Below are 23,365 nucleotides of genomic sequence, written 5' to 3' on the forward strand. Positions count from 1 at the left end.
CTTAAAGCCCGCCTGCGAAGCGGGCTTTTTGTTGCCTGGAATTAAGTCAGCCAGACAACAGAAACTGGGAGCTTTGGCGCGGTTTCATGGGTAGGCCTGCTGGACACTGGATGGATTCACAGCAGCATCAATGGTCTGACCAGGAGGTGAGATCGGGCGTACATTTGAGCTCAAGGTCGGCGACGCCTCTGGGTATAGATCAGGCCGCAGCCGATGACGGGAAACACCCGTGACGGATTCTATTTTGAGGACGTGTTTAGCTGGGACGCTGCCGGTTGAGCACATCCATTGAACGTTTTGGGGGGTGCAGCCAAGCTCTTTGGCAAGGGCTGTCTGGCTCCCTGCCGCCTTCGCTGCAGCCGCCATTGCATCAATACTCATTTGTTGTCCCTGCGGACTTATGACATTGCTGCAAAGGCTACAACTGCAATTTCATTTTTACAAACGTTATTTGCAGTGATGACTACAACGTCAACTTGTATCCTGAACACATGAGCATACCTATGACCGCGTCGATCATTACCCAGGCCCGCGAAAAACAAGGCCTGAATCAATCCGAACTCGCCAGGAAGCTTGGGGTGACCCCGCAGGCGGTTCAGGCATGGGAATCTGGTAGGTCGCTACCCCGCCCTAAGAAGCTGGTGGAGATAGCAAGAGCCCTTCAAATCCCATCACACAAACTTCTGACCGCCAGTGGCTTGCTATCCGGTCCATTTCCGGAGGTATTGAAAAGGCTTGGGCTGGAACCCAATGCAGATGAAGCCTCAATGCAAGGTGACATTTCGGTTTGGGATGAAGGGACGCCGCTTGCAGAAGATGAGGTCTACGTCCCGCTATTGCGCGAGGTAGAGCTGTCGGCTGGTTCTGGCAGATTCGCCATTGAAGAAAGCAGTGCTTCCAATCTGCGTTTCTTTAAAAAAGACCTTCGCAACAATAGCGTCCAGTTCGACAATGCAAAGTGCGTGATGGTGAGCGGAAACTCAATGTTTCCGGTGCTCAGAGATGGGGCTACGGTTGGCGTAAATGTTGGGAAAACTTCTCTGAGCGATATCGTTGATGGTGAAATGTATGCGATCAATCATAACGGCCAGCTGCGCATCAAACAGGTATACAGGCTATCCAACGGGATTCGACTGAGAAGTTTCAACAGGGACGACCACCCTGACGAGGACTATTCATTTCAGGATATCCATGACGAACAGATCAGCATCATTGGACACGTATTCTGGTGGGGCATGTTCTCCCGCTGAGTTACCAGGCCGCCCTCGGGCGGCTTTATTTTCTACCGAATTACAAATTTCGTTTGCAATTGCAAAATACTGATTGTAAATTTCATTCCATCGCAACCCGCATGGAGCTATCGACATGACCACCGTCACCATCAACTTCGCAGGCTTCACTGGTTTCTTGGGCCGCGGGGCAGCTCCGCGTGAGTTGCAGTGCTTGATGGCGGTGGCATCAGGGCAGACCTCTAAAGAAGCAGCTCGGGAGCTTGGCGTTTCGCCAGATACCGTCGATAAGCGCCTTCTGGCACTGACGACCAAGCTGGGTGTCTCTCGGCGGGCAGCTCTCGTAGCCAAAGCGTTTGCGCTAGGCCTGATTCAGTCGGCCGGTGCTATGACCCCAAACCCTGGCCCGCAGCACCAAGAAGATAGCCACCAGCACCAGGGCGTCTTTACCGCCTAACCCCAACCTGATTTTTGCGAAAGCCAACAACGCGGCCGGGATTCGTTCGGCCTGAAAAAGACGATCGGGCAACCGGTCACCACTGAAAACGACTTCCAAATCAACTGCAGGAGCTGGACATGGAAAGTAAAAAACTCAACCTCTGGAGGCTGCTCCGGAATGTAATCATCGGGGGAGTGGTGGCCGCCTTTGGCAGCGCCGTCTTGATGGAGACCGCACCTGATGTAGTCAGTCCGTCGTGCGGCGAAAACGCGATGTTTGCGTTTTTGTTTATCGCGCTTTCAGCAGGTATGTACGGCATCTTCGCGGTGCTTCGCATTGCTGATAAGGAAGAGCAACCCGCCATAGCGGCAGCATTGATAGATATCGACTATCGCATAAAGCTGCACGCGAATTCACGTCGCTACGAGTTCTTGCGCGACGTCGCATTCAATCTGACGTTACCCATCAAAGTACGGGACTTCTACGGCAATTTGCTGGTTAAGGATGATCTCGACAACGAGCTTGATCGGCTGATCAGGACTTTCTCTGCCGATGCGGAAGCACAGCAATGAAGTGCTTGGGAGGTCCCACCATGAAAACCATCATGACCATGATCCTGCTGCTGATAGTTGGCCAGGCCGCCGCCGGCGAGCAGCTCATCGACGTTCAGCACGACAGCGTGCGCGGCGTCACATGCTGGATCATCGCCGGTACGGGGATCAGTTGCTTGCCGGACAGTTCGCTCCTACAGACGCCCACCAGCAGCACCACCGACGAAAGCCAGGCAGCACGGGCTTCTCTGGCAACTTCCATGTGCCAAAACGAGCAATTGGGCACCACCCCGCTCCCACAGCAAACGGGGTTCCAGCTATGACGCGCCGCAACGGAACCAAGGGCCAGCGCCTAATCGAGCTGTTCAACGCCCTGCAGCGCCGGGAAACCACGTTCGGGCAGATCTACGCAATGTCGGCATCGTGCGGTATCGACGCCCGCCGGTTGCTGGCTGACCACTTTCAGCGAGGATTTGGTCATGGCTAAAACTACATCAGGGCCACGCCACAAGTTTGGTGTCAGCCCGACGCGCTTGCATCGGATCTTCCATAAGCCGTTTTTGAGCGACTGCGCGCCAGGCGAACAAGATGAGTGCCGATCCTTGGCCGAAACTTACGCCCACGTCGATGGTGAAGCTTCGCTTTCCGTAGGGTTCAAATCTATTAACGAAACATACGCGACACAATTTAAAGAAATTGAAAACGTATCGCGACGCGATAGGAGGTAGGCATGTTTTTGACAGCAGAAGAAGTTGCCGACCTGACCGGCTATAAGAAGCCAGGGGCGCAGATAAAGTGGCTGACCGCCGAACGCTACGGGTTCGCGGTAGGTGGTGATGGGCACCCAAAGGTTCTGCGCCAGGTTGTCATCGGGCGGCTGGGTGGTATTCAATCAAGGAAGGGGCCGGAGCTTCGGCTGGGTTGAGGTGAATATCGATGCGTCCTCGCAAGAAGGATCGGCACCTGCCGGCGTGCATGTACCAGAAGCATGGCGCTTATTACCTTGTCCGTAAGGGAAAGTGGAAGCGCCTAGGCACCGACTTTCAGGCATCCCTGGTCGAGTACGCCAAGCTGCTGGGCAATGACAACCAAGGGGGAATGCCGAAGCTGATCGACGACGCACTCGAGCATATGCGCACGCGGACGAAGCCGCCTCTGAAGCCGAACACCCTGAAACAGTACGAGGCGGCGTGCGAGCGGCTGAAAGAAAACTTCGCCGACTTCGAACCCCGAGAGGTGCTGCAGCGGCACGTCGTCGCGCTCAAGCTGCACATGGCGGATACGCCGAATATGTCCAACCGGGTTATCTCGGTGCTGCGTGCAGTGTTCGTCTACGCCCTTGAGCAGCAGATCGTCGACTCGAACCCTTGCATCGGTGTCCGGCGCCACTTGGAGCACAAGCGCGACCGCTACATCACCCACGGCGAATTCCAGGCGATCTGCGAAAACTCAAGTGCCAACATGCGTGTGATCTATGAGATGTGCTACTTAACCGGCCAGCGCATCGGTGACGTTCTGGCAATCCGCCTGGCAGACATCAGCGCCGAAGGCATCGCTTTCAAGCAGGAGAAGACAAACGCCAGGCTGCTGGTGCAGATGACTCCCGACCTGGAAGACCTGATCGCCCGAGCAAAGGCGCTACCACGGCAAATCCGCGGGCTCACGCTGTTCTGCTCGCCTCGCGTAGGAAAGCCGGTTCACTACAGTTCGGTCAAGGACGCATTTGCGATCAGTTGCAAGAAGGCCGGCGTCGAGGATGCGTGTCTCCACGACCTGCGGGCAAAGTCTCTTTCTGATACCGACGATCAGGGTAACGACGCACAGAAACTGGGTGGGCACACTGATGCCAAGATGACGCAGCGATATCTGCGTTTAAGAAAAGTTAATGTCGGACTTCCCCCAAAAATGCCTCCCCATAAAAAACTTTAACTTTTCGCCTATCAAATTAACAAAAGGGCGCCCTGATTCATTCTTCGCTTGGCATACATCGAAAGGCCGCTATCGGCCAACAGCGGACCTTCGACTTGTTTCACTACGTCCAAGATGTAATCTTAGCGAGGTCTACAATCTCCACGAATCGAGCTGTAGCACAATTGGTCAATTCAGGAACGATCTCATGAATGAGGAATGCGAAAAACCTTCACCTCTGTTTGAGCCGGTAATCGTCGTGGAGGACGACCAACTAATTCGCGGTCTAATGATAGATATTTTGTCAGAAATAGGTTTGCGCTCGCAGGGCTTTGATAGCGCTGATGGTGCTTTAAGTCATATGCTCAGCACGCCGCACACGTACCCACTGGTGATCGCGGATCACGGCTTGCCTGGCAAGCTCAAAGGTTCGGATTTTATCGCGGTGGTGAAGGCAAGATGGCCTAGCACTGCCACGATTCTTACTTCTGGATACTCGTTGGATCCTACCATCGTGCCGCCCTCTACAACGTACTTGGAAAAGCCGTGGTCGATGGACGAGTTGGTGACAGCGGTGGCAAATTCACTTCATACAGATCCTCCGCGCCGTAAGATGTGAATGCGTCTTTGCCATACCTCTTCCTTATGTTTTAACTCCCTGAGTATCCTTTCTCAAAAAAACGGTGTGGGCGGTTATAGCCCACGGCCAGAGAAGACACCGGGCAACCTCGTCAGCAGAGTTGGCGTCGCCAATTGCAATTGGGGTTTCACCTTGGCCAGCGCACATTAATAACCCTAGTGAGTTCAGCGCTGGTCTTGGACTAAGAGCTTTTTAACTTCGGCAATGATCAAGTCGATATTGAATGGCTTTGCCAAAACCGCATCAAACAGATCCGATCTCTCCATACCAATGTGTGCTTGAGCACCGCTCATAAGGATGATTGGCAAATGCTTGACGGATGGAAGAGCTCGGACGGCTGTAGCGAATTCCAAGCCATCCATCACCGGCATCATAAAGTCTGTGATGATCAAGGCTGGCCCCTCTCTATCCAACACCTCAAGCCCTTTTCGACCATTGCTGGCAGTTACCACCATGAACCCCTCATCCTCCAGCGCAAAGCTGAGAATGTCAGCGATCAAATACTCGTCGTCGACGACCAAGATGGTGGTCATGTTAATTCAACCCGCGCAAAGGCTTAAGATTTTGAACCGGGCTATGTCTCAACGTGGACTGAAGGTTCATGTCTCAAAGCCTTTTTCAGGAAAACATCTTGATCACGAATGACGACCTCGAATCGCGAAGGGTCGTAAGAGCTGTCTCGTACTTTAAGAATGGAAAGCGTCCTGCTTAGTTCAGAGTGATTCTCATAGAATCGCATCAGCATCAGGTTGTCGACGATGCTGGACAGGTCTGAGTTCGGCGCGCTTACCTCTGAACCGAACAGATCGCGCATTTCCCAGGATGCAAATACCGTAACGCCCCTGGATCGCAGTTCGTTCATCAGAGCACTGAAGAAGTCAGTAATCCGCGCTGGATTGGTCGTGACTCGCGTCATGCCGCTTAGGCTATCGATGAACAAACGCTTGATGCCCTTTTCTTCGACGATACTTAACAGTCGTGCACCCAGCCCATCGAGAAGCCCCTCTGTGGTGGGCTGCCAGGCTATGTTCAACGCGCCGCGATCTTCCATGCCCTTGATATCGATACCCAGTGATTGGCCTTTGAGTCGCAGCCGTTGTGGGCTTTCGTAGAAGCCAAAATGTAGGCCCGGCGCTTCCACAGTCGACTCGGCCAGGAACTTAAGACCCAGCGTCGTTTTACCAATCCCAGAGGGGCCTATGACCAGAGATACACTAGAGCTGTGCAGACCTCCGCCTAATATGTCGTCCAGTGATTTAATGCCACTGGCGATACGCGTCATGTCAGCGCTATCGGGAGAAGACGGGTGGCTGTAGAGACTTTCGAGTCGTGGGTAAACCACCAAGCCCTTGTCGGTAATTTCACACTCGTGAAGACCGGTCATGGCTCCGCTGCCGCGAGTTTTGCGCAGCTGAATTCGACGCACTGAGCGAGTGCCATATAGCTCTTCGCCCATCTCTATGACGCCATCAACCATGGTGTGCTCAGGACTTCCGTCGTCGAGGCGGGAGCTGGTAAGAAACAGCACCGTGCAACCCGCAAAAGCGGCGTGGCCTTGCAGTTCAGAAATGAATTTCTTGGTGTCGATGTGTGAATCAGCTTTTGAGCGCGCATTGAGCAAACCGTCCACAACCATAACGGTGGCTTTCTGACGGATTATCTCACGTCGAAGTAGTTTCACTACTTCATCCAAACCTTCGTTTTCCAGGGTGTCAAACGCGCTAACGAACTGGATTTCAGCCCCGACTTTGGAAGAGTCGAAAAAGCTTAGAGTTGAAAGAAACTGAAAAAGGCGATCATGCGATTCAGCCAGCAGTGTGGCGACCAGAACCCGCCCCCCGCTATTTGCATGATGAAAACCAAGCTGGTTGGCGAGGATCGTTTTTCCAGACCCAGGGCGCCCTTGGATTATGTATGAAGCGCCTGCTACCAGCCCGCCCTTGAGCAGAGCGTCGAGCCCTTCGATTCCACTTTGGAGGCGTTTTAGCTTTTCCACGATGCGACCCTGATCTGAAAAACAGGCTGTTTAGCCGAGTGAACAGAATGCTAACGCCAATTCTTCTTCGGAGCCATTCTGGTTGAGTATAAAGGTGGAGCGTTATCGCACTATGGTGTCATAAAAGCTGCCCACGAGCGGCCGCTTTTGGCCGGTTGCTGCCCATCACGAACGGCAGAAATTAGCCAAAAGAGGACAGTCGCGGTTGCCCGAATTCGAGCCTAAACGGCCGCTCGTGAGCGATACAGCGCGCTGTATTGATCACTGGTCTCGTTGCTAGCAATTGTCATAAGGTTGAGGCGCTTGGGTCATGGCTTTATCTTTGATATTGAGTATCGCGATATACAAAAATATATAGCGCTTAACCTGCGCTTTCCTACCAAGGGAATGAATGATGAGTACGGTCTTGAGCAGCAAAGAAGCTGTTGGTGAGCGCTATGCACTTGAATCAATGCGTCACGCACAGCAGATGACCTGGAAGGCCATCTATCAGATCGCACGTGTCATCACGCCCGGTATGCGCGAATCCGAGGCGCAGTTGCGAGGCAAAGAGATCCTAGCGGACCTGGGTATGGATCGGATTTGGCATCCGCTGCTAATCCGTTTCGGCGGTAACACGCTCAAAACCTTCAAGCAGCGTTCGGATGGCGACCCCGAGCTGGGGGCCGAAGACATTTTCTTCATCGACATGGGTGTGGTGTGGCAGGGACATGAAGGTGATGCCGGCGCGACGTTCACCACGGGTTCCGATCCGGAAATGATCGCCTGTGCCGCGGCGGTCAAGGAACTGTTCAATCGGGTCGAAAGCTACTGGCGCAGTGAGCGGGTGTCGGGTGTGGCGCTTTACGACTTTGCGGCCGCTCAAGCGCAGGTCATGGGCTGGACGCTCAACCTCGACATCAGGGGTCACAGGGTCAGCGATTTTCCACACGCAATTTATCGGGGCGGCGACCTCGGGGATCTGGATCAATATCCGAACACCGGCCTGTGGATTCTGGAAATTCAGCTGGCCCATCCCGAGCGTCCATTTGGCGCGTTTTATGAAGACTTGCTGATCTGAACAACTTAGGAGTTCCAATGCCCCATGTAACCGAGCAAACGGTGCTGCTGTTCTCATATGGCACCCTGCAAGATCAAGCAGTCCAGTTGGCCACCTTCGGGCGCGAGTTGAAAGGGCGAGTTGATAGCCTGCCGGGGTACAAACAGAGCTGGGTCGATATTACCGATCCGGCAGTGCTGGCCGCGAGCGGGAAAACCCACCATCCCATAGTGCAAGAGAGCAGGGATCTATCGGATGAAATCGCCGGCACTGTTTTTGAAATTTCGGAGCAGGAGCTGTTCGCGGCCGATAAATATGAGGTGGCCGACTATCGGCGGGTAGGGGTCGTACTGAAGTCTGGAGCAAGTGCCTGGGTTTACGTGCAAGCCTGAATTCAACGAATCAGAAATGAAAGAGGCGTTGAGCGCTATGGTTGTCAGTACAAAGCGCTAAGCTTGGTGCGAGGATGTTGTGGGACAACTATGTCTGGCATGTCTGGTGGCACTGTCATGCCACCGGACATAGGCGACAACTAATGACTGCTTCTGGCCGATAGATTCCGTTGTCGAGTTGCCGCTACAGCCGCCCGTGGCGATACACCAAAGCAGGGTAAGGCAAGCACTGATGCGATTCAATAGGAGAAACTGAAAATAAAAATTACAAAGACCTTCAAAAATTCTACGCAATTGATCAGCACTGAACACTATCTGCACACAGGGCCCCGCTCCCAACTCAAGCAAAATTCCCTGTAGTATTAGACAGATTTGATTTGTCTATTAGACAGGAAGAGCTGAAACCCGCGTATGACCGAGCTATCAAGCCACACCCCGATGATGCAGCAGTACTGGCGCCTGAAGAACCAGCACCCTGATCAGTTGATGTTCTATCGCATGGGCGACTTCTACGAGATCTTCTATGAAGACGCAAAGAAGGCCGCCAAGCTGCTGGACATCACCCTGACCGCACGCGGGCAGTCGGCGGGGCAGTCGATTCCGATGTGTGGGATTCCTTACCATTCGTTGGAAGGTTACCTGGTCAAATTGGTGAAGCTGGGCGAATCGGTGGTGATCTGTGAGCAGATCGGCGATCCGGCGACCAGCAAAGGCCCTGTCGAGCGCCAAGTGGTGCGGATCATCACGCCGGGAACGGTGAGTGACGAGGCGTTGCTGGATGAACGGCGCGACAACCTGATCGCGGCGGTGCTGGGCGATGAGCGCTTGTTCGGTCTTTCCGTATTGGATATCACCAGCGGCAACTTCAGCGTGCAGGAGATCAAGGGTTGGGAAAACCTGCTGGCGGAGTTGGAGCGCATCAATCCGGTGGAGCTGTTGATCCCGGATGATTGGCCGAAGGATTTGCCCGCAGAAAAACGCCGTGGGACCAAACGTCGTGCGCCGTGGGATTTCGAACGCGATTCGGCGCTGAAAAGTCTGTGCCAGCAGTTCTCGGTGCAAGACCTCAAAGGATTCGGCTGCGAGACCCTGACCCTGGCCATCGGCGCCGCCGGTTGCTTGCTCAGCTATGCCAAGGAAACCCAGCGCACCGCCCTGCCCCATTTGCGCAGCCTGCGTCATGAGCGCCTGGACGACACCGTGGTGCTGGATGGCGCCAGCCGTCGCAACCTGGAGCTGGATACCAACCTGGCCGGTGGGCGCGACAACACGTTGCAATCGGTCGTGGACCGTTGCCAGACCGCGATGGGCAGCCGTTTGCTGACGCGCTGGTTGAACCGTCCGCTGCGCGACCTCGGCGTGCTGCAAGCCCGTCAGTCCTCCATTACTTGCCTGCTGGATGGCTATCGCTTTGAAAAGCTGCAGCCGCAACTGAAGGAAATCGGCGATATCGAGCGCATCCTCGCGCGGATCGGCCTGCGCAACGCACGGCCCCGTGACCTCGCGCGCCTGCGCGATGCCCTCGGCGCGTTGCCGCAACTGCAAGTGGCGATGACCGAACTGGACACGCCGCACCTGCAACAACTTGCCGTCACCGCAGGCACTTACCCGGACCTCGCGGCCCTGCTGGAAAAAGCCATTATCGATAATCCGCCGGCGATCATCCGTGACGGCGGCGTGCTCAAAACCGGTTACGACACCGAGCTGGACGAGCTGCAGTCGCTGAGCGAGAACGCCGGGCAGTTCCTGATTGATCTGGAAGCCCGTGAAAAAGCCCGTACGGGCCTGGCCAACCTGAAGGTCGGCTACAACCGCGTGCACGGCTACTTTATCGAGCTGCCGAGCAAGCAGGCCGAGTCGGCCCCGATCGACTATCAGCGGCGCCAGACCCTCAAGGGTGCCGAGCGCTTTATCACGCCGGAGCTCAAAGAGTTTGAAGACAAGGCCCTGTCGGCCAAAAGCCGTGCCCTGGCTCGGGAAAAGATGCTCTATGAAGCCTTGCTCGAAGACCTGATCAGCCGTCTGGCACCGCTGCAAGACACCGCCGCCGCCCTGGCCGAACTGGATGTGTTGAGCAACCTGGCCGAACGCGCACTGAACCTTGACCTGAACTGCCCGCGCTTCGTCAGCGAGCCGTGCATGCGGATCGTCCAGGGGCGTCACCCGGTGGTGGAACAAGTGTTGACCACCCCGTTCGTGGCCAATGATTTGTCGCTGGACGACGATACCCGCATGCTGGTGATCACCGGTCCGAACATGGGCGGTAAATCCACCTACATGCGCCAGACCGCATTGATTGTGTTGCTGGCGCACATCGGCAGTTTTGTACCGGCTGCCAGCTGCGAGCTGTCGCTGGTGGACCGCATTTTCACGCGGATCGGTTCCAGCGACGACCTGGCCGGTGGCCGCTCGACCTTTATGGTAGAAATGAGCGAAACCGCCAATATTCTGCACAACGCCACCGAGCGCAGCCTGGTGCTGATGGACGAAGTCGGTCGCGGCACCAGCACTTTCGACGGCCTGTCCCTGGCGTGGGCGGCGGCTGAACGCCTGGCGCATCTGCGTGCCTATACGCTGTTCGCCACCCACTACTTCGAACTGACCGTATTGCCGGAAAGCGAGCCGCTGGTCGCCAACGTGCACCTCAACGCCACTGAGCACAACGAGCGCATCGTGTTCCTGCACCACGTGCTGCCAGGCCCGGCGAGCCAGAGTTACGGCCTGGCTGTGGCCCAGTTGGCTGGCGTGCCCAACGATGTGATCACCCGCGCCCGTGAACACCTCAGCCGCCTTGAAACCACGGCCCTGCCCCACGAAACCATGGTAGCAAACCCGGCCAAGGCGCCCCGCAAGCCCAGTGCGCCGCATCAGAGCGATATGTTCGCCAGCCTGCCTCATCCGGTGCTGGATGAGTTGGCTAAACTTGATGTGGACGACTTGACGCCGCGAAAAGCGCTCGAAATGTTATATGCACTGAAGACTCGGATATAACGCAGACGCTTGCAAGCTGGTAGACTCTCGCGCGGTTTGGGATGCTGCAGGCTCTTAGCCTGGCCTGCAGACTATCGCTCCCGAACCTCGCGAGCCCTGCCACAAAGGGTTTCGCTGCCGCCGCCTGAGGAGAAAATTAGAAATGACCTTCGTCGTCACCGACAACTGCATCAAGTGCAAGTACACCGACTGCGTAGAAGTGTGTCCGGTGGACTGCTTTTACGAAGGCCCGAACTTCCTGGTCATCCACCCGGATGAGTGCATCGACTGCGCCCTGTGTGAACCGGAATGCCCGGCCGTCGCGATTTTCTCCGAGGACGAAGTCCCGGCAGAGATGCAGGAATTCATTCAGCTGAACGTCGAGCTGGCGGAAATCTGGCCGAACATCACCGAACGCAAAGACCCGATGCCGGATGCAGCGGAGTGGGATGGTAAAAAAGGCAAGATTGCAGACCTCGAACGCTGATAGCGTCGTCGCCCCCCCCAAAAAGGCCCCTTGCGGGCCTTTTTGCGTTTCTGGGTGAGCCGTTGCTTTTCTACAGGCAAAAAAAAGGGGCGGTTTGACCCGCCCACATTTTTTTCCCTAGTCCCTGTATTCCTTTTCATCATCCTGATGAATCGCATCCTGCGACGTTCCTTCAAACCATCGTTCCTTGATGGCCGTGTCAATCCGTGGACACGGGGCTGATGTTAGAGAGTTCCAAAGGAAGTTCAACGGGATGCGTCCAGCCACTGCGCCAACGACCACCACCAAAACTCGATAAATAATTCTTATATTTCAAACAATTAGAAAAATCTCTCGACGATTCGAGGCGCCCGTGCAGGGCAAAAAAACCAAACACTTACGAAAAAGTAAGCGAATGCTTACACCCGCAATTGCGTAAAAGCGCGAGCGCGCCTCATTGACTATCTTGCAGGCAAGAAAAAGCCCCGACAGTGTCGAGGCTTCTTTCCCTGCAACCTGCTCAGTCTTCGCTGACGGTAATCGTCGGCATTGCTGGCGCGGCGGCCTCCTGCAAGACAATCCTTGCGCCCACATGGCGCGCCAGCTCTTGATAGATCATGGCGATCTGGCTGTCCGGCTCAGCCATCACGGTAGGCTTGCCACCATCGGCTTGCTCACGAATCAGCATCGACAGGGGCAACGAGGCCAGCAATTCGACGCCGTACTGGGTCGCCAGCTTCTCGCCTCCGCCTTCACCAAACAGGTGCTCGGCATGCCCGCAGTTGGAACAGATGTGCACCGCCATGTTTTCCACGACACCGAGTACCGGGATGTTGACCTTGCGGAACATCTCCACACCTTTCTTCGCGTCGAGCAGCGCCAGGTCCTGGGGCGTGGTCACGATCACCGAGCCGGCCACCGGGACCTTCTGCGCCAGAGTCAGCTGGATGTCACCGGTACCCGGCGGCATGTCGATCACCAGGTAATCCAGGTCGCCCCAGGCGGTCTGGGTGACCAATTGCAGCAGCGCACCGGACACCATCGGCCCGCGCCAGACCATCGGCGTGTTGTCATCGGTGAGAAAAGCCATGGACATCACTTCCACGCCCAAGGACTCGATAGGCACAAACCACTTCTGGTCCTTCACTTTGGGGCGCGTACCTTCGGCGATACCGAACATCACACCCTGGCTCGGGCCGTAGATATCCGCATCGAGAATGCCCACCCGCGCGCCTTCGCGGGCCAGGGCCAGGGCCAGGTTGGCCGCCGTGGTCGATTTACCCACGCCGCCCTTGCCGGAGGCCACCGCCACCACGTTCTTGACGTTGGCCAGCCCCGGAATTTGTGCCTGGGCCTTGTGCGGGGCAATCACGCACTGGATGTCGACGTTGGCGGAACCGACGCCGTCGAGGCCCTCGATGGCCATTTGCAACATCTGCGCCCAGCCGCTTTTGAACAGGCCGGCGGCATAGCCCAACTCCAGCTGGACCGACACCTGGTCGCCCTGAACCTCGATGGCCCGCACACAACCGGCACTGACCGGGTCCTGGTTCAAATAGGGGTCGGTGTACTGGCGAAGAACGGCTTCCACCGCTGCGCGATTGACGGCGCTCATGGGCTACTCCCGAAAAAGACTGACTGAAACAGGCGGCTATCCTAACCGTTCCCGTCGCCCAACGGCATGCGTTTCGAACGCCGGGATGATTTTGAAACAACGCCACGGGGTGAAATATATTTCCCGGCGCTTTATAGTGGCCGACCTCCGTTTCATCAAGTAGCCGAGCCCCATGTCCGAGCCACGCAAGATCCTCGTCACCAGCGCCCTGCCCTATGCCAATGGTTCCATCCATCTTGGCCATATGCTTGAGTACATCCAGACCGATATGTGGGTGCGCTTCCAGAAGCATCGCGGCAATCAATGCATCTATGTCTGCGCGGACGACGCCCACGGTTCGGCCATCATGTTGCGCGCCGAAAAAGAAGGGATCACGCCAGAACAACTGATCGCCAATGTGCAGGCTGAACACAGCGCCGACTTTGCCGAGTTCCTGGTGGATTTCGACAACTTCCACTCGACCCACTCCGAAGAAAACCGCGAGCTGTCGAGCCAGATCTACCTGCGGCTTAAGGATGCCGGGCACATCGACCAGCGTTCGGTCACCCAGTATTTCGACCCGGAAAAGAAAATGTTCCTGGCCGACCGCTTCATCAAGGGCACCTGCCCTAAATGCGGCTCCGAAGACCAATACGGCGACAACTGTGAGAAATGCGGTGCCACCTACGCACCCACCGACCTGAAAGATCCGAAGTCGGCCATCTCCGGCGCCACCCCGGTACTGAAGGACTCCCAGCACTTCTTCTTCAAGCTCCCGGATTTCCAGCAGATGCTGCAAGCCTGGACCCGCAGCGGCACCCTGCAGGACGCCGTGGCCAACAAACTGTCCGAGTGGCTCGACAGCGGCCTGCAACAGTGGGACATCTCCCGCGATGCGCCGTACTTCGGTTTCGAGATCCCGGGCGAACCTGGCAAGTACTTCTATGTATGGCTGGATGCGCCGATCGGCTACATGGCCAGCTTCAAGAACCTGTGCGACCGCACCCCGGCGCTGGACTTCGACGCGTTCTGGGGCAAGGACTCCACCGCCGAGCTGTATCACTTCATCGGCAAGGACATCGTCAACTTCCACGCACTGTTCTGGCCGGCGATGCTTGAAGGTTCGGGCTACCGCAAGCCGACCGGCATTGCCGTACACGGCTACCTGACGGTCAACGGCCAGAAGATGTCCAAGTCCCGTGGCACCTTCATCAAGGCGCGCACGTACCTGGACCATCTGTCGCCGGAATACCTGCGTTATTACTACGCCTCCAAGCTGGGCCGTGGCGTCGACGACCTGGACCTGAACCTGGAAGACTTCGTACAGAAGGTCAACTCGGACCTGGTCGGCAAGGTGGTCAACATCGCCAGCCGTTGCGCCGGTTTTATCCACAAGGGCAACGCCGGCCTGCTGGTCGCCGAAAACGCCGCGCCGGAGCTGACCGAAGCCTTCACGGCCGCTGCGCCAAGCATCGCCGACGCCTATGAAGCCCGCGACTTTGCCCGCGCCATGCGCGAAATCATGGGCCTGGCCGACCGAGCCAACGCCTGGATCGCCGACAAGGCACCGTGGTCGCTGAACAAGCAGGAAGGCAAGCAGGCTGAAGTGCAGGCGATCTGCGCCACGGGCGTCAACCTGTTCCGCCAGTTGGTGATCTTCCTCAAGCCGGTACTGCCACTGCTGGCCGCCGACGCCGAAGCGTTCCTGAACGTCGCGCCGTTGACCTGGAACGATCACGCCACCTTGCTCGGCAACCATCAGTTGAATGAGTTCAAGCCACTGATGACCCGCATCGACCCGGCCAAAGTCCAGGCCATGACCGACGCTTCGAAAGAAGACCTGACTGCCAGCCAGACCGACACCGGCGAGTCCGCTACGACCGGCAACGGCGAGCTGGCCAAGGACCCGATTTCTCCGCAAATCGAGTTTGACGCCTTTGCGGCCGTGGACCTGCGTGTTGCATTGATCGTCAAGGCCGAAGCGGTAGAGGGTGCCGACAAGCTGCTGCGCCTGACCTTGGACATTGGTGACGAGCGACGCAATGTATTCTCCGGGATCAAGAGCGCGTATCCGGACCCGTCCAAACTCGACGGGCGCCTGACGATGATGATCGCCAACCTCAAGCCACGGAAGATGAAGTTCGGCATTTCCGAAGGCATGGTGATGGCGGCAGGCCCTGGCGGCGAAGAAATCTACCTGCTCAGCCCGGACAGCGGCGCAAAGCCGGGCCAACGCATCAAGTAACGGCTGTTGTAGTGAGCGGGCTTGCCCCGCGCTGGGTGGCGCAGCCGCCCCAATAAGGACGCCGCAGTAGTTTCAGAAACACCAAGGCGCCTGGATTTGGGGCGGCTTCGCCACCCAGCGCGGGGCAAGCCCGCTCACTACAAGCCCTGTTTGTTCAACTGGCATGCCAATGGTCACGAACCTGATTCAACGTATCGACGCGCTGCTGCCGCAGACCCAATGCGGCAAGTGCGGGCATCCGGGCTGCAAGCCTTATGCTGAGGGTATCGCCCTTGGTGAGGCGATCAACAAGTGCCCTCCCGGCGGGGAGGAAACCATCGCCGGCTTGGCGCAATTGCTGAAAGTGCCGATTCTGGCGCTGGATACCAGCCGAGGAGAAGCCCCGGCCCAAGTCGCCTACATCCGAGAAGCCGAATGCATCGGTTGCACCAAGTGCATCCAGGCCTGCCCGGTGGACGCGATTGTCGGAGCCGCCAAGTTGATGCATACCGTTATCATCGATGAGTGCACAGGTTGCGACCTTTGTGTCGCGCCCTGCCCGGTCGATTGCATTGAGATGCGCCCAGCGACCTCTGTGTTGCCGATTGTGGGTGGCCTTGCAGCTAATGACCACCAGCACCATGAACGCGGCATCAAGCGCGACCGGGCACGACGGCGCTTCGAGCAGCGCAATGCCCGCCTGCAACGCGAAGAAGCGCGCAAGCTCGACGAACGCCTGGCACGGGCCAAGCGCTCGGCGCCGGTTATGCCCATGCCGACCGATTCCGCCCAGGACGCGGCGGTCAAAAAAGCCAAAATCACGGTCGCAATGAGTCGCGCTCAGTTGCACAAATCCCTGAAGGCGTTTGGTCACCCACCGACCTTTGAGCAGCAGTCGCAACTGATCGTGCTGCAACAGCAGTTCGAAGCGGCGGAGCAGGCCCTCGCGGCCCTGGAGGTCCCCAGCCCGACAGCGCTGCCGAGTCAAAAAGACCCAGCGCTCAAGCGCGCAAAAATCCAACTGGCAATGCGTCGCGCCGAACTGAAAAAAGCCCAGGACCTGAACGCTGACCAACAGCAATTGGCAACCTTGAGCGCAGCGCTGGTCAGCGCCGAGCAAGCCTTGCATGACGCTGAGAATGACAGCGAGCAACCCAGGCCCGACTTGCAGCGCGTAGAAAAACGCCCCATCGACGCCGAACTGCGCCAGTTGAAAACCGCCTTGGCCTATGCCCGGGCCGAGGTCAGCAAGTTACAACGCCAACCTGGCTGCGGCGTGGCTGAGCTGGAGGCCGCACAGCACAGGCTGGACGAGGCGCAGCGCCAAGTGAACGCGCGTACCGGCGCGTAAGCCGCGACAGACGCTGCCGGGTGTGCGGATGATGGTTTATCCTGCAAGACCCGGCCCCCCACCTTTGAACACTATGCTGCCCGCTTGCAAGGAAACGCCCGCCCCATGAACGCTGCCAAACGCCTGGAAATTTTCCGCAGGTTTCACGAAGACAATCCCGAACCCAAAACCGAGCTGGCCTACTCGTCGCCGTTCGAGTTGTTGATTGCGGTGATCCTTTCGGCTCAGTCCACAGACGTTGGCGTCAACAAGGCCACGGCCAAACTGTATCCGGTGGCCAATACACCGGAGGCCATTTACGCCTTGGGGGTGGACGGCTTGTCGGAATACATCAAGACCATCGGCTTGTACAACAGCAAGGCCAAGAATGTCATCGAGACCTGCCGCCTGCTGATTGAACTGCATGGCAGTGAAGTGCCGCAGACCCGTGAAGCGCTGGAAGCGCTCCCCGGTGTGGGCCGAAAAACCGCTAACGTCGTACTCAATACGGCATTCCGGCAACTGACCATGGCGGTGGACACGCATATCTTCCGCGTCAGCAACCGTACCGGGATTGCTCGCGGCAAAAACGTGGTGGAGGTGGAAAAACAATTGATGAAGTTCGTGCCCAAGCCGTATTTGCTCGATTCCCACCACTGGCTGATCCTGCACGGGCGATATGTCTGCCAAGCCCGCAAACCGCGCTGCGGGAGCTGCCGCATCGAAGACCTGTGCGAATACAAGGACAAGACGTCCGACGATTGAGTGATCATTAGTTTTTGCAATCAATCGATTGAAAAAATCTTTTTTACCCGATCATGGATTATCGTTATAAGGAGCGCCAACGGCAGTCTTAGCCTGGAGTTAACCTTATGAGCACTGGCAAAGAACAACTGGATGTAGAAGACGACCTCATTGCAGAGGCGGATGACGAAGGAGATGCCCCTGTTGTAGAGGTGGCCAAGACCAATTTGAGCAAACGCCGCACTATCGACAATCTTCTGGAAGAGCGACGCTTGCAAAAACAGCTGGCCGATTACGACTTCGATCTCTGATCGACTCGTGAACGACCGGAAGCCTCCCTGACGGAGGCTTTTTTGCCGGTATACGAATGCCGGAGCGGTGGAATGTCTTAACTCATACCAACCCGTTGCGCTGGGCCAGTTCAATCAGGTCGACGAGGGAGCGGGCATTGAGCTTGAGTAGCAAACGGGTCTTATAGGTGCTGACGGTCTTGTTGCTGAGGAACATACCGTCGGCAATCTCCTTGTTGGTCTTGCCCCGGGCCAGTTGCTGCAGCACCATCATCTCTCGCCCCGACAAGCGCTCGACCATGTCAGCTTCACTGGCGTTGCCCATGGTGGAGCGCACCGAATTAAGCGCCTGGTTCGGAAAATAGCTGTAGCCGGAAAGCACCGCCTTGATGGCACTCAACAACTCGGTCAGGTCCTGCTGCTTGCACACATAACCGGCCGCCCCGGCCTGCATGCAGCGCATGGAAAAATGCCCCGGGGCCTGGGATGTCAGTACCAACACCTTGAACGGTGCAGGTTGTTTGGTTGAAGCAAGCCGGCAAATGACTTCCAGCCCATCGAGCTTGGGAATTCCGATGTCCAGTATGACAATGTCCGGCGTATGTTCCCGTGCAAGTTGCAAGGCATCGACACCGTTATCAGTCTCGGCAACGACCTCATAACCATGACGTTCCATCAGCATGCGCACAGCAAGACGAATGACGGGATGATCATCCACGATCAGCACTTTATTCATGAGAAAGTCCAATTTCGCTGTTCGAATTATTTAGAGCAAGCACAATAGCCTAGTCGTTTCATAGTTGGCATAGCGTTACCCCCCGAGCAACAGCAAGCAGAGACCCAACCCACAACGATATAAGAATTAACCTACAAAAAACCAACAACTCGGATGTGTCGAGTTTTATAAGACCTTTCAGACCTTTCCGGGCTTTTACATATTTTGAGTGAAATCTCCAGCGGGTATGGGGCATGCGGTAAACGTGGCGCACACACCTTTCAGCAAATGCCCCTTGCCTCTTGCCTGTACACGGGAAAGCCGGCATAAAAAAATCGACTGCTTTAGTTCCACTTAACATATTTTCTTACACCCAAAATTCCTACAGACGTTTCAGCGCCAAATGGCTTCGCTGTACTTTTGTGAGTGAATTTCCTGTAAGGCTAGTTCCTGTTCAGGTGTAAAAAATTCATTCCCCCTACAAAATTCAATTATCCCTGGAGCAAATCAAACAAAATAAAATGCGCCAACTACAAAACTATCAACAGGCGTTTATAACTTTAAACACTTCACTCCGGTTAAAAATAACAGGCAAAAAAAATGGCCCCTTGAGCAAGGGGCCATTTTCACTGCGGGCGAATCACTCAGAACAACGAGCGACCTTTGTTGGCCGCGATGCGCATGCGCAATGCGTTCAACTTGATAAAGCCTGCCGCGTCCGCCTGGTTGTAGGCGCCGCCATCTTCTTCGAAAGTGGCGATGTTCGCGTCGAACAACGACTCATCGGACTTGCGACCGGTGACGATCACATTGCCCTTGTACAGCTTCAGGCGCACAACGCCGTTCACGTGGACCTGGGAAGCGTCGATCATCTGTTGCAGCATCAGACGCTCAGGGCTCCACCAATAGCCGGTGTAGATCAGGCTGGCGTACTTGGGCATCAACTCATCTTTGAGGTGTGCCACTTCACGGTCCAGGGTGATGGACTCGATGGCACGGTGAGCGCGCAGCATGATGGTGCCGCCTGGGGTTTCGTAGCAGCCGCGGGACTTCATGCCCACGTAACGGTTCTCAACGATGTCGAGACGACCGATACCGTGCTCACCGCCGATACGGTTCAGGGTCGCCAGTACGGTGGCCGGGGTCATTTCGACGCCGTCCAGCGCGACGATGTCGCCGTTGCGGTAAGTCAGTTCCAGGTACTGCGGTTTGTCGGGTGCGTTCTCCGGGGAGACGGTCCAACGCCACATGTCTTCCTCGTGCTCGGTCCAGGTGTCTTCCAACACGCCGCCTTCGTAGGAGATGTGCAGCAGGTTGGCGTCCATCGAGTACGGGGATTTCTTCTTGCCGTGACGCTCGATCGGGATTGCGTGCTTTTCAGCGTAATCCATCAGCTTTTCACGGGACAGCAGGTCCCATTCGCGCCAAGGTGCAATCACTTTTACGCCGGGCTTGAGCGCATAGGCGCCCAGTTCAAAACGGACCTGGTCGTTGCCCTTGCCGGTGGCGCCATGGGAAATGGCGTCGGCGCCGGTTTCATTGGCGATTTCGATCAGACGCTTGGCGATGAGCGGACGCGCGATCGAAGTACCCAGCAGGTACTCGCCTTCGTAGACGGTGTTGGCGCGAAACATCGGGAAGACGAAATCGCGGACGAATTCTTCGCGCAGGTCGTCAATGTAGATCTCTTTCACGCCCATGGCTTGCGCCTTGGCACGTGCAGGTTCGACCTCTTCGCCCTGACCCAGGTCAGCGGTGAAGGTCACCACTTCACAGTTATAAGTATCCTGCAGCCACTTGAGGATCACCGAAGTGTCCAGGCCGCCGGAATACGCGAGAACGACCTTGTTTACGTCGGCCATGCCATCACTCCACGGGGTTGTACGGAAAGGCGTCGATTCTACCGACCAAAACCGTGAATTTACAGAGGCGCGACAGCAAATGAAGATAAAGCGACAGATTATGTCGAGCGGGCGACCGATGGTCGCACCTTATGAGCGCGCTTTATGAAATATGCGCGGGGTTGCTTGGGGCTGCGGTCGCAGGCGCCGGTTTCTCGGGCGCCGCGACCCGTTCAAGCTGGATATTCACGCGACGGTTGCGCGCACGGTTGGCCGCATTGGTGTTGGGCGCCAGTGGGTAGCTTTCGCCGTGGAAACGCAGGGTGATTTGCGATTCTGGAATACCGTTGGCCTTGAAGTAGTCCATCACCGCCAGCGCACGACGCCGCGACACATCGCGGTTGGTCAGGCGATTACCGCTGTTATCGGAATGGCCGTTCAACTCGATATGATTGACCGTGGGATCGGCTTTCATGAACGCAACAATCACCGACAGCTTTTTCTTGGCCGCCGCATCCAGCTCGATACCGCCGCCAGGGAACCCGACCTCGGTCTGCTTGACCTGATCGTAATTCATCGGCAGCAACTTTGCGGTGCACAACTGATAATCGTTGTAGGCCTTGCTGAACTTCACCGGCAGCAGGCGAATTTCCGAATAGCCGCCTTCACGCGCGTAATGCCGCACGGTTGGGCTACGCCCTTCCAGTAAACCACTGAACAGACGACCGGCTTGGGCCTGGGAGCTATTGAACAAAACGTCGCCGCTGCCGACCCGCACGGCACCCAGGTTGATGTCACCGCGGCCGGGTTGCCAGGGAGCAGCGGCGGCCAACAAGGTGGCTGAACCGGCACCCAGCGACCCGTTAAAGACTTTCAGACGAAACGTCGCCTGCTCGCCGGCCCGGCGCACGAACTCACCAGAGCCGAAATCGGTGATCGGCTGGGTCAGACGGCACTCGAACTGATCGCCCTCCACCTTCCACTCAATATTCTCCAGGCGTGTCTGGAACGTGAGGGCCATCACAGGCAGGCTGGCGAACGCACTGAGCAGGGCTAGATAATGCTGGCGCACGGGAGGCTCCACTGGTTTCTACAACACTTCAAAGCGTCATACATCGTTAAGGCATACCCGGGGATATCGGTCGCATCCTGCAAAACTTGATAGCGAGTGCCTGCAAGAGTCTTTTCCGGTAGCATTCCCACCAGATTGACCCGCCTGGAATCCCCAATGTCCGACCGCCTGACCCTGCTGCGTCCCGACGACTGGCATATTCATCTTCGCGATGGTGCTGCGTTACCCCAAACTGTGGCCGATGTAGCGCGCACGTTCGGCCGCGCCATCATCATGCCTAACCTGGTACCGCCGGTCCGTAATGCCGCCGAAGCCGATGCCTATCGCCAGCGTATCCTCGCTGCACGGCCGGCCGGCAGCCGCTTCGAACCGCTGATGGTGCTCTACCTGACCGACCGCACCCAACCTGACGAGATCCGCCAGGCCAAAGCCAGCGGTTTCGTGCATGCCGCCAAGTTGTATCCGGCGGGCGCGACCACCAATTCCGATTCCGGCGTGACCAGTATCGACAAGATCCTGCCGGCCATCGAAGCCATGGCCGAAGTCGGCATGCCGTTGCTGATCCACGGTGAAGTCACCCGTGGCGATGTCGACGTATTCGATCGTGAAAAGATTTTCATCGACGAGCATATGCGCCGGGTGGTCGAGCTGTTCCCGACCCTCAAGGTCGTGTTCGAACACATCACCACAGCCGACGCCGTGCAGTTCGTCACCGAGGCTTCGGCCAACGTCGGCGCTACCATCACCGCCCACCACCTGCTCTACAACCGCAACCACATGCTGGTAGGCGGGATTCGGCCGCACTTCTATTGCCTGCCGATCCTCAAGCGCAACACCCACCAGGTGGCCTTGCTGGATGCGGCGACCAGCGGCAACCCGAAGTTCTTCCTCGGCACCGACTCCGCCCCCCACGCCCAGCACGCCAAGGAAGCCGCGTGCGGTTGTGCCGGCTGCTATACCGCTTATGCGGCGATCGAGTTGTATGCCGAAGCGTTCGAACAGCGTAATGCCCTGGACAAGCTCGAAGGCTTCGCCAGCCTCAATGGCCCGCGTTTCTACGGCCTGCCGGCGAATACCGACCGTATTACCCTGGTCCGTGAAGACTGGACCGCCCCTGCCAGCCTGCCGTTCGGCGAGCTGACTGTCATCCCGCTGCGCGCCGGTGAAACACTGCGCTGGCGCCTGCTGGAGGAAAACACGTGAGTGAAGACCATTTCGACGACGAACACGAGCACAGTGGCGGCGGCTCCCGTCACCCGATGGCCGAGCGGTTTCGCGGCTATCTGCCGGTTGTCATCGACGTAGAAACCGGTGGTTTCAATTGCGCCACCGACGCGCTGCTGGAAATTGCCGCCACCACCATCGGCATGGATGAACAGGGTTTCGTGTACCCGGAGCACACCCACTTCTTCCGTGTCGAGCCGTTCGAAGGCGCCAACATCGAGGCGGCAGCCCTGGAATTTACCGGCATCAAGCTGGACCACCCGCTGCGCATGGCTGTAAGTGAAGAAGCGGCACTGACCGATATCTTCCGTGGCGTACGCAAGGCGCTGAAGGCCAATGGCTGCAAGCGTGCAATCCTGGTGGGGCACAACAGCAGCTTCGACCTGGGCTTCCTGAACGCCGCCGTGGCGCGGCTGGACATGAAGCGCAATCCGTTCCATCCGTTCTCCAGCTTCGACACGGCAACGCTCGCCGGCCTGGCTTACGGCCAGACGGTATTGGCCAAGGCGTGCCAGGCAGCCGGTATCGACTTTGACGGTCGCGAGGCCCACTCGGCACGCTACGACACCGAGAAGACCGCCGAGCTGTTCTGCGGCATCGTCAACCGTTGGAAAGACATGGGCGGCTGGGAAGACTTCAACGACTGAAGTCATACCCCGCACATAAAAAAACCGGCCTTCTCAGGCCGGTTTTTTTGTACC

The 23,365-nt window shown here is 57.0% G+C and carries 24 protein-coding genes and 1 pseudogene; 17 read left to right on the plus strand and 8 right to left on the minus strand.

Annotated features, from left to right (window positions below; all coding sequences use genetic code 11):
- Window positions 1–84 precede the first annotated feature (84 nt).
- The gene (locus JBE38_RS13845; RefSeq protein WP_205344493.1) at window positions 85–381 is read right to left on the minus strand and encodes a YdaS family helix-turn-helix protein; all 297 of its coding nucleotides are present in this window, start codon (window positions 379–381) and stop codon (window positions 85–87) included.
- Between the two features lie 122 nt (window positions 382–503).
- On the opposite strand from JBE38_RS13845, the gene JBE38_RS13850 reads away from it, so the two are divergent.
- The 4 genes from JBE38_RS13850 to JBE38_RS13865 all read left to right on the plus strand — a co-directional run bounded on the left by JBE38_RS13850 (window position 504) and on the right by JBE38_RS13865 (window position 2,542).
- Window positions 504–1,250 (plus strand): XRE family transcriptional regulator, encoded by a 747-nt coding sequence (locus JBE38_RS13850; RefSeq protein ID WP_205344494.1) that lies wholly within the window; start codon window positions 504–506, stop codon window positions 1,248–1,250.
- Between the two features lie 115 nt (window positions 1,251–1,365).
- The gene (locus JBE38_RS13855; protein ID WP_205344495.1) at window positions 1,366–1,686 is read left to right on the plus strand and encodes a helix-turn-helix domain-containing protein; all 321 of its coding nucleotides are present in this window, start codon (window positions 1,366–1,368) and stop codon (window positions 1,684–1,686) included.
- A gap of 119 nt (window positions 1,687–1,805) precedes the next feature.
- The gene (locus tag JBE38_RS13860) at window positions 1,806–2,240 is read left to right on the plus strand and encodes a hypothetical protein (protein ID WP_205344496.1); all 435 of its coding nucleotides are present in this window, start codon (window positions 1,806–1,808) and stop codon (window positions 2,238–2,240) included.
- A gap of 20 nt (window positions 2,241–2,260) precedes the next feature.
- Window positions 2,261–2,542 (plus strand): hypothetical protein, encoded by a 282-nt coding sequence (locus tag JBE38_RS13865; RefSeq protein ID WP_205344497.1) that lies wholly within the window; start codon window positions 2,261–2,263, stop codon window positions 2,540–2,542.
- A 29-nt stretch (window positions 2,543–2,571) separates the two neighbouring features.
- Here the strand turns inward: JBE38_RS13865 and JBE38_RS27815 are convergent, their stop codons facing one another.
- Complete coding sequence (locus tag JBE38_RS27815; protein ID WP_275113236.1) at window positions 2,572–2,700, minus strand: hypothetical protein; 129 nt, start codon at window positions 2,698–2,700, stop codon at window positions 2,572–2,574.
- 249 nt (window positions 2,701–2,949) lie between these two features.
- Here JBE38_RS27815 and JBE38_RS13870 point away from each other — a divergent pair, with 249 nt between their 5' ends.
- The 3 genes from JBE38_RS13870 (at window position 2,950) to JBE38_RS13880 (ending at window position 4,746) form a co-directional block, all read left to right on the plus strand.
- Window positions 2,950–3,144 (plus strand): DUF4224 domain-containing protein, encoded by a 195-nt coding sequence (locus JBE38_RS13870; protein WP_010564156.1) that lies wholly within the window; start codon window positions 2,950–2,952, stop codon window positions 3,142–3,144.
- An 11-nt stretch (window positions 3,145–3,155) separates the two neighbouring features.
- Window positions 3,156–4,148, plus strand: a complete 993-nt coding sequence (locus JBE38_RS13875) for a tyrosine-type recombinase/integrase (RefSeq protein WP_205344498.1) — start codon at window positions 3,156–3,158, stop codon at window positions 4,146–4,148.
- Window positions 4,149–4,335: 187 nt separating this feature from the next.
- Window positions 4,336–4,746 carry a response regulator gene (locus JBE38_RS13880; RefSeq protein ID WP_205344499.1) on the plus strand — a complete coding sequence of 137 codons (411 nt, stop codon included), beginning with the start codon at window positions 4,336–4,338 and terminating at the stop codon, window positions 4,744–4,746.
- 185 nt (window positions 4,747–4,931) lie between these two features.
- Here JBE38_RS13880 and JBE38_RS13885 read toward each other — a convergent pair whose 3' ends face one another.
- Both JBE38_RS13885 and JBE38_RS13890 read right to left on the minus strand, forming a co-directional pair.
- Window positions 4,932–5,300, minus strand: a complete 369-nt coding sequence (locus JBE38_RS13885; RefSeq protein ID WP_104996016.1) for a response regulator — start codon at window positions 5,298–5,300, stop codon at window positions 4,932–4,934.
- Between the two features lie 41 nt (window positions 5,301–5,341).
- Window positions 5,342–6,766 carry an ATPase domain-containing protein gene (locus tag JBE38_RS13890; RefSeq protein WP_205344596.1) on the minus strand — a complete coding sequence of 475 codons (1,425 nt, stop codon included), beginning with the start codon at window positions 6,764–6,766 and terminating at the stop codon, window positions 5,342–5,344.
- A 391-nt stretch (window positions 6,767–7,157) separates the two neighbouring features.
- Here JBE38_RS13890 and JBE38_RS13895 point away from each other — a divergent pair, with 391 nt between their 5' ends.
- The 4 genes from JBE38_RS13895 (at window position 7,158) to fdxA (ending at window position 11,651) form a co-directional block, all read left to right on the plus strand.
- Entirely contained in the window at window positions 7,158–7,823 is a 666-nt protein-coding gene (locus JBE38_RS13895) for a M24 family metallopeptidase (RefSeq protein WP_205344500.1), read from the plus strand.
- A 17-nt stretch (window positions 7,824–7,840) separates the two neighbouring features.
- Window positions 7,841–8,194: a gamma-glutamylcyclotransferase family protein gene (locus tag JBE38_RS13900; RefSeq protein ID WP_205344501.1), complete on the plus strand. Its 354-nt coding sequence runs from the start codon at window positions 7,841–7,843 to the stop codon at window positions 8,192–8,194.
- Window positions 8,195–8,605: 411 nt separating this feature from the next.
- Window positions 8,606–11,185: a DNA mismatch repair protein MutS gene (gene mutS / locus JBE38_RS13905; RefSeq protein WP_205344502.1), complete on the plus strand. Its 2,580-nt coding sequence runs from the start codon at window positions 8,606–8,608 to the stop codon at window positions 11,183–11,185.
- Between the two features lie 142 nt (window positions 11,186–11,327).
- Window positions 11,328–11,651: a ferredoxin FdxA gene (gene fdxA / locus JBE38_RS13910; protein ID WP_003208688.1), complete on the plus strand. Its 324-nt coding sequence runs from the start codon at window positions 11,328–11,330 to the stop codon at window positions 11,649–11,651.
- Window positions 11,652–12,150: 499 nt separating this feature from the next.
- On the opposite strand, the gene apbC is transcribed toward fdxA, so the two are convergent.
- Window positions 12,151–13,245, minus strand: coding sequence for an iron-sulfur cluster carrier protein ApbC (apbC, locus tag JBE38_RS13915; protein WP_205344503.1), 1,095 nt, complete (start codon window positions 13,243–13,245; stop codon window positions 12,151–12,153).
- A gap of 172 nt (window positions 13,246–13,417) precedes the next feature.
- Here apbC and metG point away from each other — a divergent pair, with 172 nt between their 5' ends.
- The 4 genes and pseudogenes from metG (at window position 13,418) to JBE38_RS13935 (ending at window position 17,833) form a co-directional block, all read left to right on the plus strand.
- A complete protein-coding gene (metG, locus tag JBE38_RS13920) occupies window positions 13,418–15,469 on the plus strand; it encodes a methionine--tRNA ligase (RefSeq protein ID WP_104995646.1) in 2,052 nt (683 codons plus the stop codon).
- A 187-nt stretch (window positions 15,470–15,656) separates the two neighbouring features.
- Window positions 15,657–16,031, plus strand: a pseudogene (gene rsxB, locus JBE38_RS28030) (electron transport complex subunit RsxB); the annotation flags it as partial.
- Window positions 16,032–16,904: 873 nt separating this feature from the next.
- On the plus strand, window positions 16,905–17,543 hold the full coding sequence (nth, locus tag JBE38_RS13930) for an endonuclease III (RefSeq protein WP_060753955.1): 639 nt from the start codon (window positions 16,905–16,907) through the stop codon (window positions 17,541–17,543).
- A gap of 107 nt (window positions 17,544–17,650) precedes the next feature.
- Window positions 17,651–17,833 (plus strand): PA3496 family putative envelope integrity protein, encoded by a 183-nt coding sequence (locus tag JBE38_RS13935; RefSeq protein WP_060753954.1) that lies wholly within the window; start codon window positions 17,651–17,653, stop codon window positions 17,831–17,833.
- Between the two features lie 82 nt (window positions 17,834–17,915).
- Here the strand turns inward: JBE38_RS13935 and JBE38_RS13940 are convergent, their stop codons facing one another.
- From JBE38_RS13940 to JBE38_RS13950, 3 genes are all read right to left on the minus strand, one after another.
- The gene (locus tag JBE38_RS13940; RefSeq protein WP_060753953.1) at window positions 17,916–18,548 is read right to left on the minus strand and encodes a response regulator transcription factor; all 633 of its coding nucleotides are present in this window, start codon (window positions 18,546–18,548) and stop codon (window positions 17,916–17,918) included.
- Window positions 18,549–19,171: 623 nt separating this feature from the next.
- Window positions 19,172–20,389: an argininosuccinate synthase gene (locus tag JBE38_RS13945; RefSeq protein WP_025856870.1), complete on the minus strand. Its 1,218-nt coding sequence runs from the start codon at window positions 20,387–20,389 to the stop codon at window positions 19,172–19,174.
- A 142-nt stretch (window positions 20,390–20,531) separates the two neighbouring features.
- Complete coding sequence (locus JBE38_RS13950) at window positions 20,532–21,440, minus strand: OmpA family protein (RefSeq protein WP_205344505.1); 909 nt, start codon at window positions 21,438–21,440, stop codon at window positions 20,532–20,534.
- A gap of 156 nt (window positions 21,441–21,596) precedes the next feature.
- On the opposite strand from JBE38_RS13950, the gene pyrC reads away from it, so the two are divergent.
- Together pyrC and rnt are read left to right on the plus strand one after the other, a co-directional pair.
- Complete coding sequence (pyrC, locus tag JBE38_RS13955; protein WP_060753950.1) at window positions 21,597–22,643, plus strand: dihydroorotase; 1,047 nt, start codon at window positions 21,597–21,599, stop codon at window positions 22,641–22,643.
- Window positions 22,640–23,311, plus strand: coding sequence for a ribonuclease T (gene rnt, locus JBE38_RS13960; protein ID WP_060753949.1), 672 nt, complete (start codon window positions 22,640–22,642; stop codon window positions 23,309–23,311). Before pyrC ends, rnt begins: the two co-directional genes overlap by 4 nt.
- Window positions 23,312–23,365 lie beyond the last annotated feature (54 nt).

The sequence above is a fragment of the Pseudomonas sp. ICBG1301 genome (assembly GCF_016918385.1).
Lineage (GTDB): Bacteria > Pseudomonadota > Gammaproteobacteria > Pseudomonadales > Pseudomonadaceae > Aquipseudomonas > Aquipseudomonas palleroniana.

Bases quoted from the DNA above. Each gene is read 5' to 3' on its own strand.
- JBE38_RS13845 (WP_205344493.1), bottom strand. From the start codon at position 381: ATGAGTATTGATGCAATGGCGGCTGCAGCGAAGGCGGCAGGGAGCCAG.
- JBE38_RS13850 (WP_205344494.1), top strand. From the start codon at position 504: ATGACCGCGTCGATCATTACCCAGGCCCGCGAAAAACAAGGCCTGAAT.
- JBE38_RS13855 (WP_205344495.1), top strand. From the start codon at position 1,366: ATGACCACCGTCACCATCAACTTCGCAGGCTTCACTGGTTTCTTGGGC.
- JBE38_RS13860 (WP_205344496.1), top strand. From the start codon at position 1,806: ATGGAAAGTAAAAAACTCAACCTCTGGAGGCTGCTCCGGAATGTAATC.
- JBE38_RS13865 (WP_205344497.1), top strand. From the start codon at position 2,261: ATGAAAACCATCATGACCATGATCCTGCTGCTGATAGTTGGCCAGGCC.
- JBE38_RS27815 (WP_275113236.1), bottom strand. From the start codon at position 2,700: ATGACCAAATCCTCGCTGAAAGTGGTCAGCCAGCAACCGGCGGGCGTC.
- JBE38_RS13870 (WP_010564156.1), top strand. From the start codon at position 2,950: ATGTTTTTGACAGCAGAAGAAGTTGCCGACCTGACCGGCTATAAGAAG.
- JBE38_RS13875 (WP_205344498.1), top strand. From the start codon at position 3,156: ATGCGTCCTCGCAAGAAGGATCGGCACCTGCCGGCGTGCATGTACCAG.
- JBE38_RS13880 (WP_205344499.1), top strand. From the start codon at position 4,336: ATGAATGAGGAATGCGAAAAACCTTCACCTCTGTTTGAGCCGGTAATC.
- JBE38_RS13885 (WP_104996016.1), bottom strand. From the start codon at position 5,300: ATGACCACCATCTTGGTCGTCGACGACGAGTATTTGATCGCTGACATT.
- JBE38_RS13895 (WP_205344500.1), top strand. From the start codon at position 7,158: ATGAGTACGGTCTTGAGCAGCAAAGAAGCTGTTGGTGAGCGCTATGCA.
- JBE38_RS13900 (WP_205344501.1), top strand. From the start codon at position 7,841: ATGCCCCATGTAACCGAGCAAACGGTGCTGCTGTTCTCATATGGCACC.
- mutS (WP_205344502.1), top strand. From the start codon at position 8,606: ATGACCGAGCTATCAAGCCACACCCCGATGATGCAGCAGTACTGGCGC.
- fdxA (WP_003208688.1), top strand. From the start codon at position 11,328: ATGACCTTCGTCGTCACCGACAACTGCATCAAGTGCAAGTACACCGAC.
- apbC (WP_205344503.1), bottom strand. From the start codon at position 13,245: ATGAGCGCCGTCAATCGCGCAGCGGTGGAAGCCGTTCTTCGCCAGTAC.
- metG (WP_104995646.1), top strand. From the start codon at position 13,418: ATGTCCGAGCCACGCAAGATCCTCGTCACCAGCGCCCTGCCCTATGCC.
- nth (WP_060753955.1), top strand. From the start codon at position 16,905: ATGAACGCTGCCAAACGCCTGGAAATTTTCCGCAGGTTTCACGAAGAC.
- JBE38_RS13935 (WP_060753954.1), top strand. From the start codon at position 17,651: ATGAGCACTGGCAAAGAACAACTGGATGTAGAAGACGACCTCATTGCA.
- JBE38_RS13940 (WP_060753953.1), bottom strand. From the start codon at position 18,548: ATGAATAAAGTGCTGATCGTGGATGATCATCCCGTCATTCGTCTTGCT.
- JBE38_RS13945 (WP_025856870.1), bottom strand. From the start codon at position 20,389: ATGGCCGACGTAAACAAGGTCGTTCTCGCGTATTCCGGCGGCCTGGAC.
- pyrC (WP_060753950.1), top strand. From the start codon at position 21,597: ATGTCCGACCGCCTGACCCTGCTGCGTCCCGACGACTGGCATATTCAT.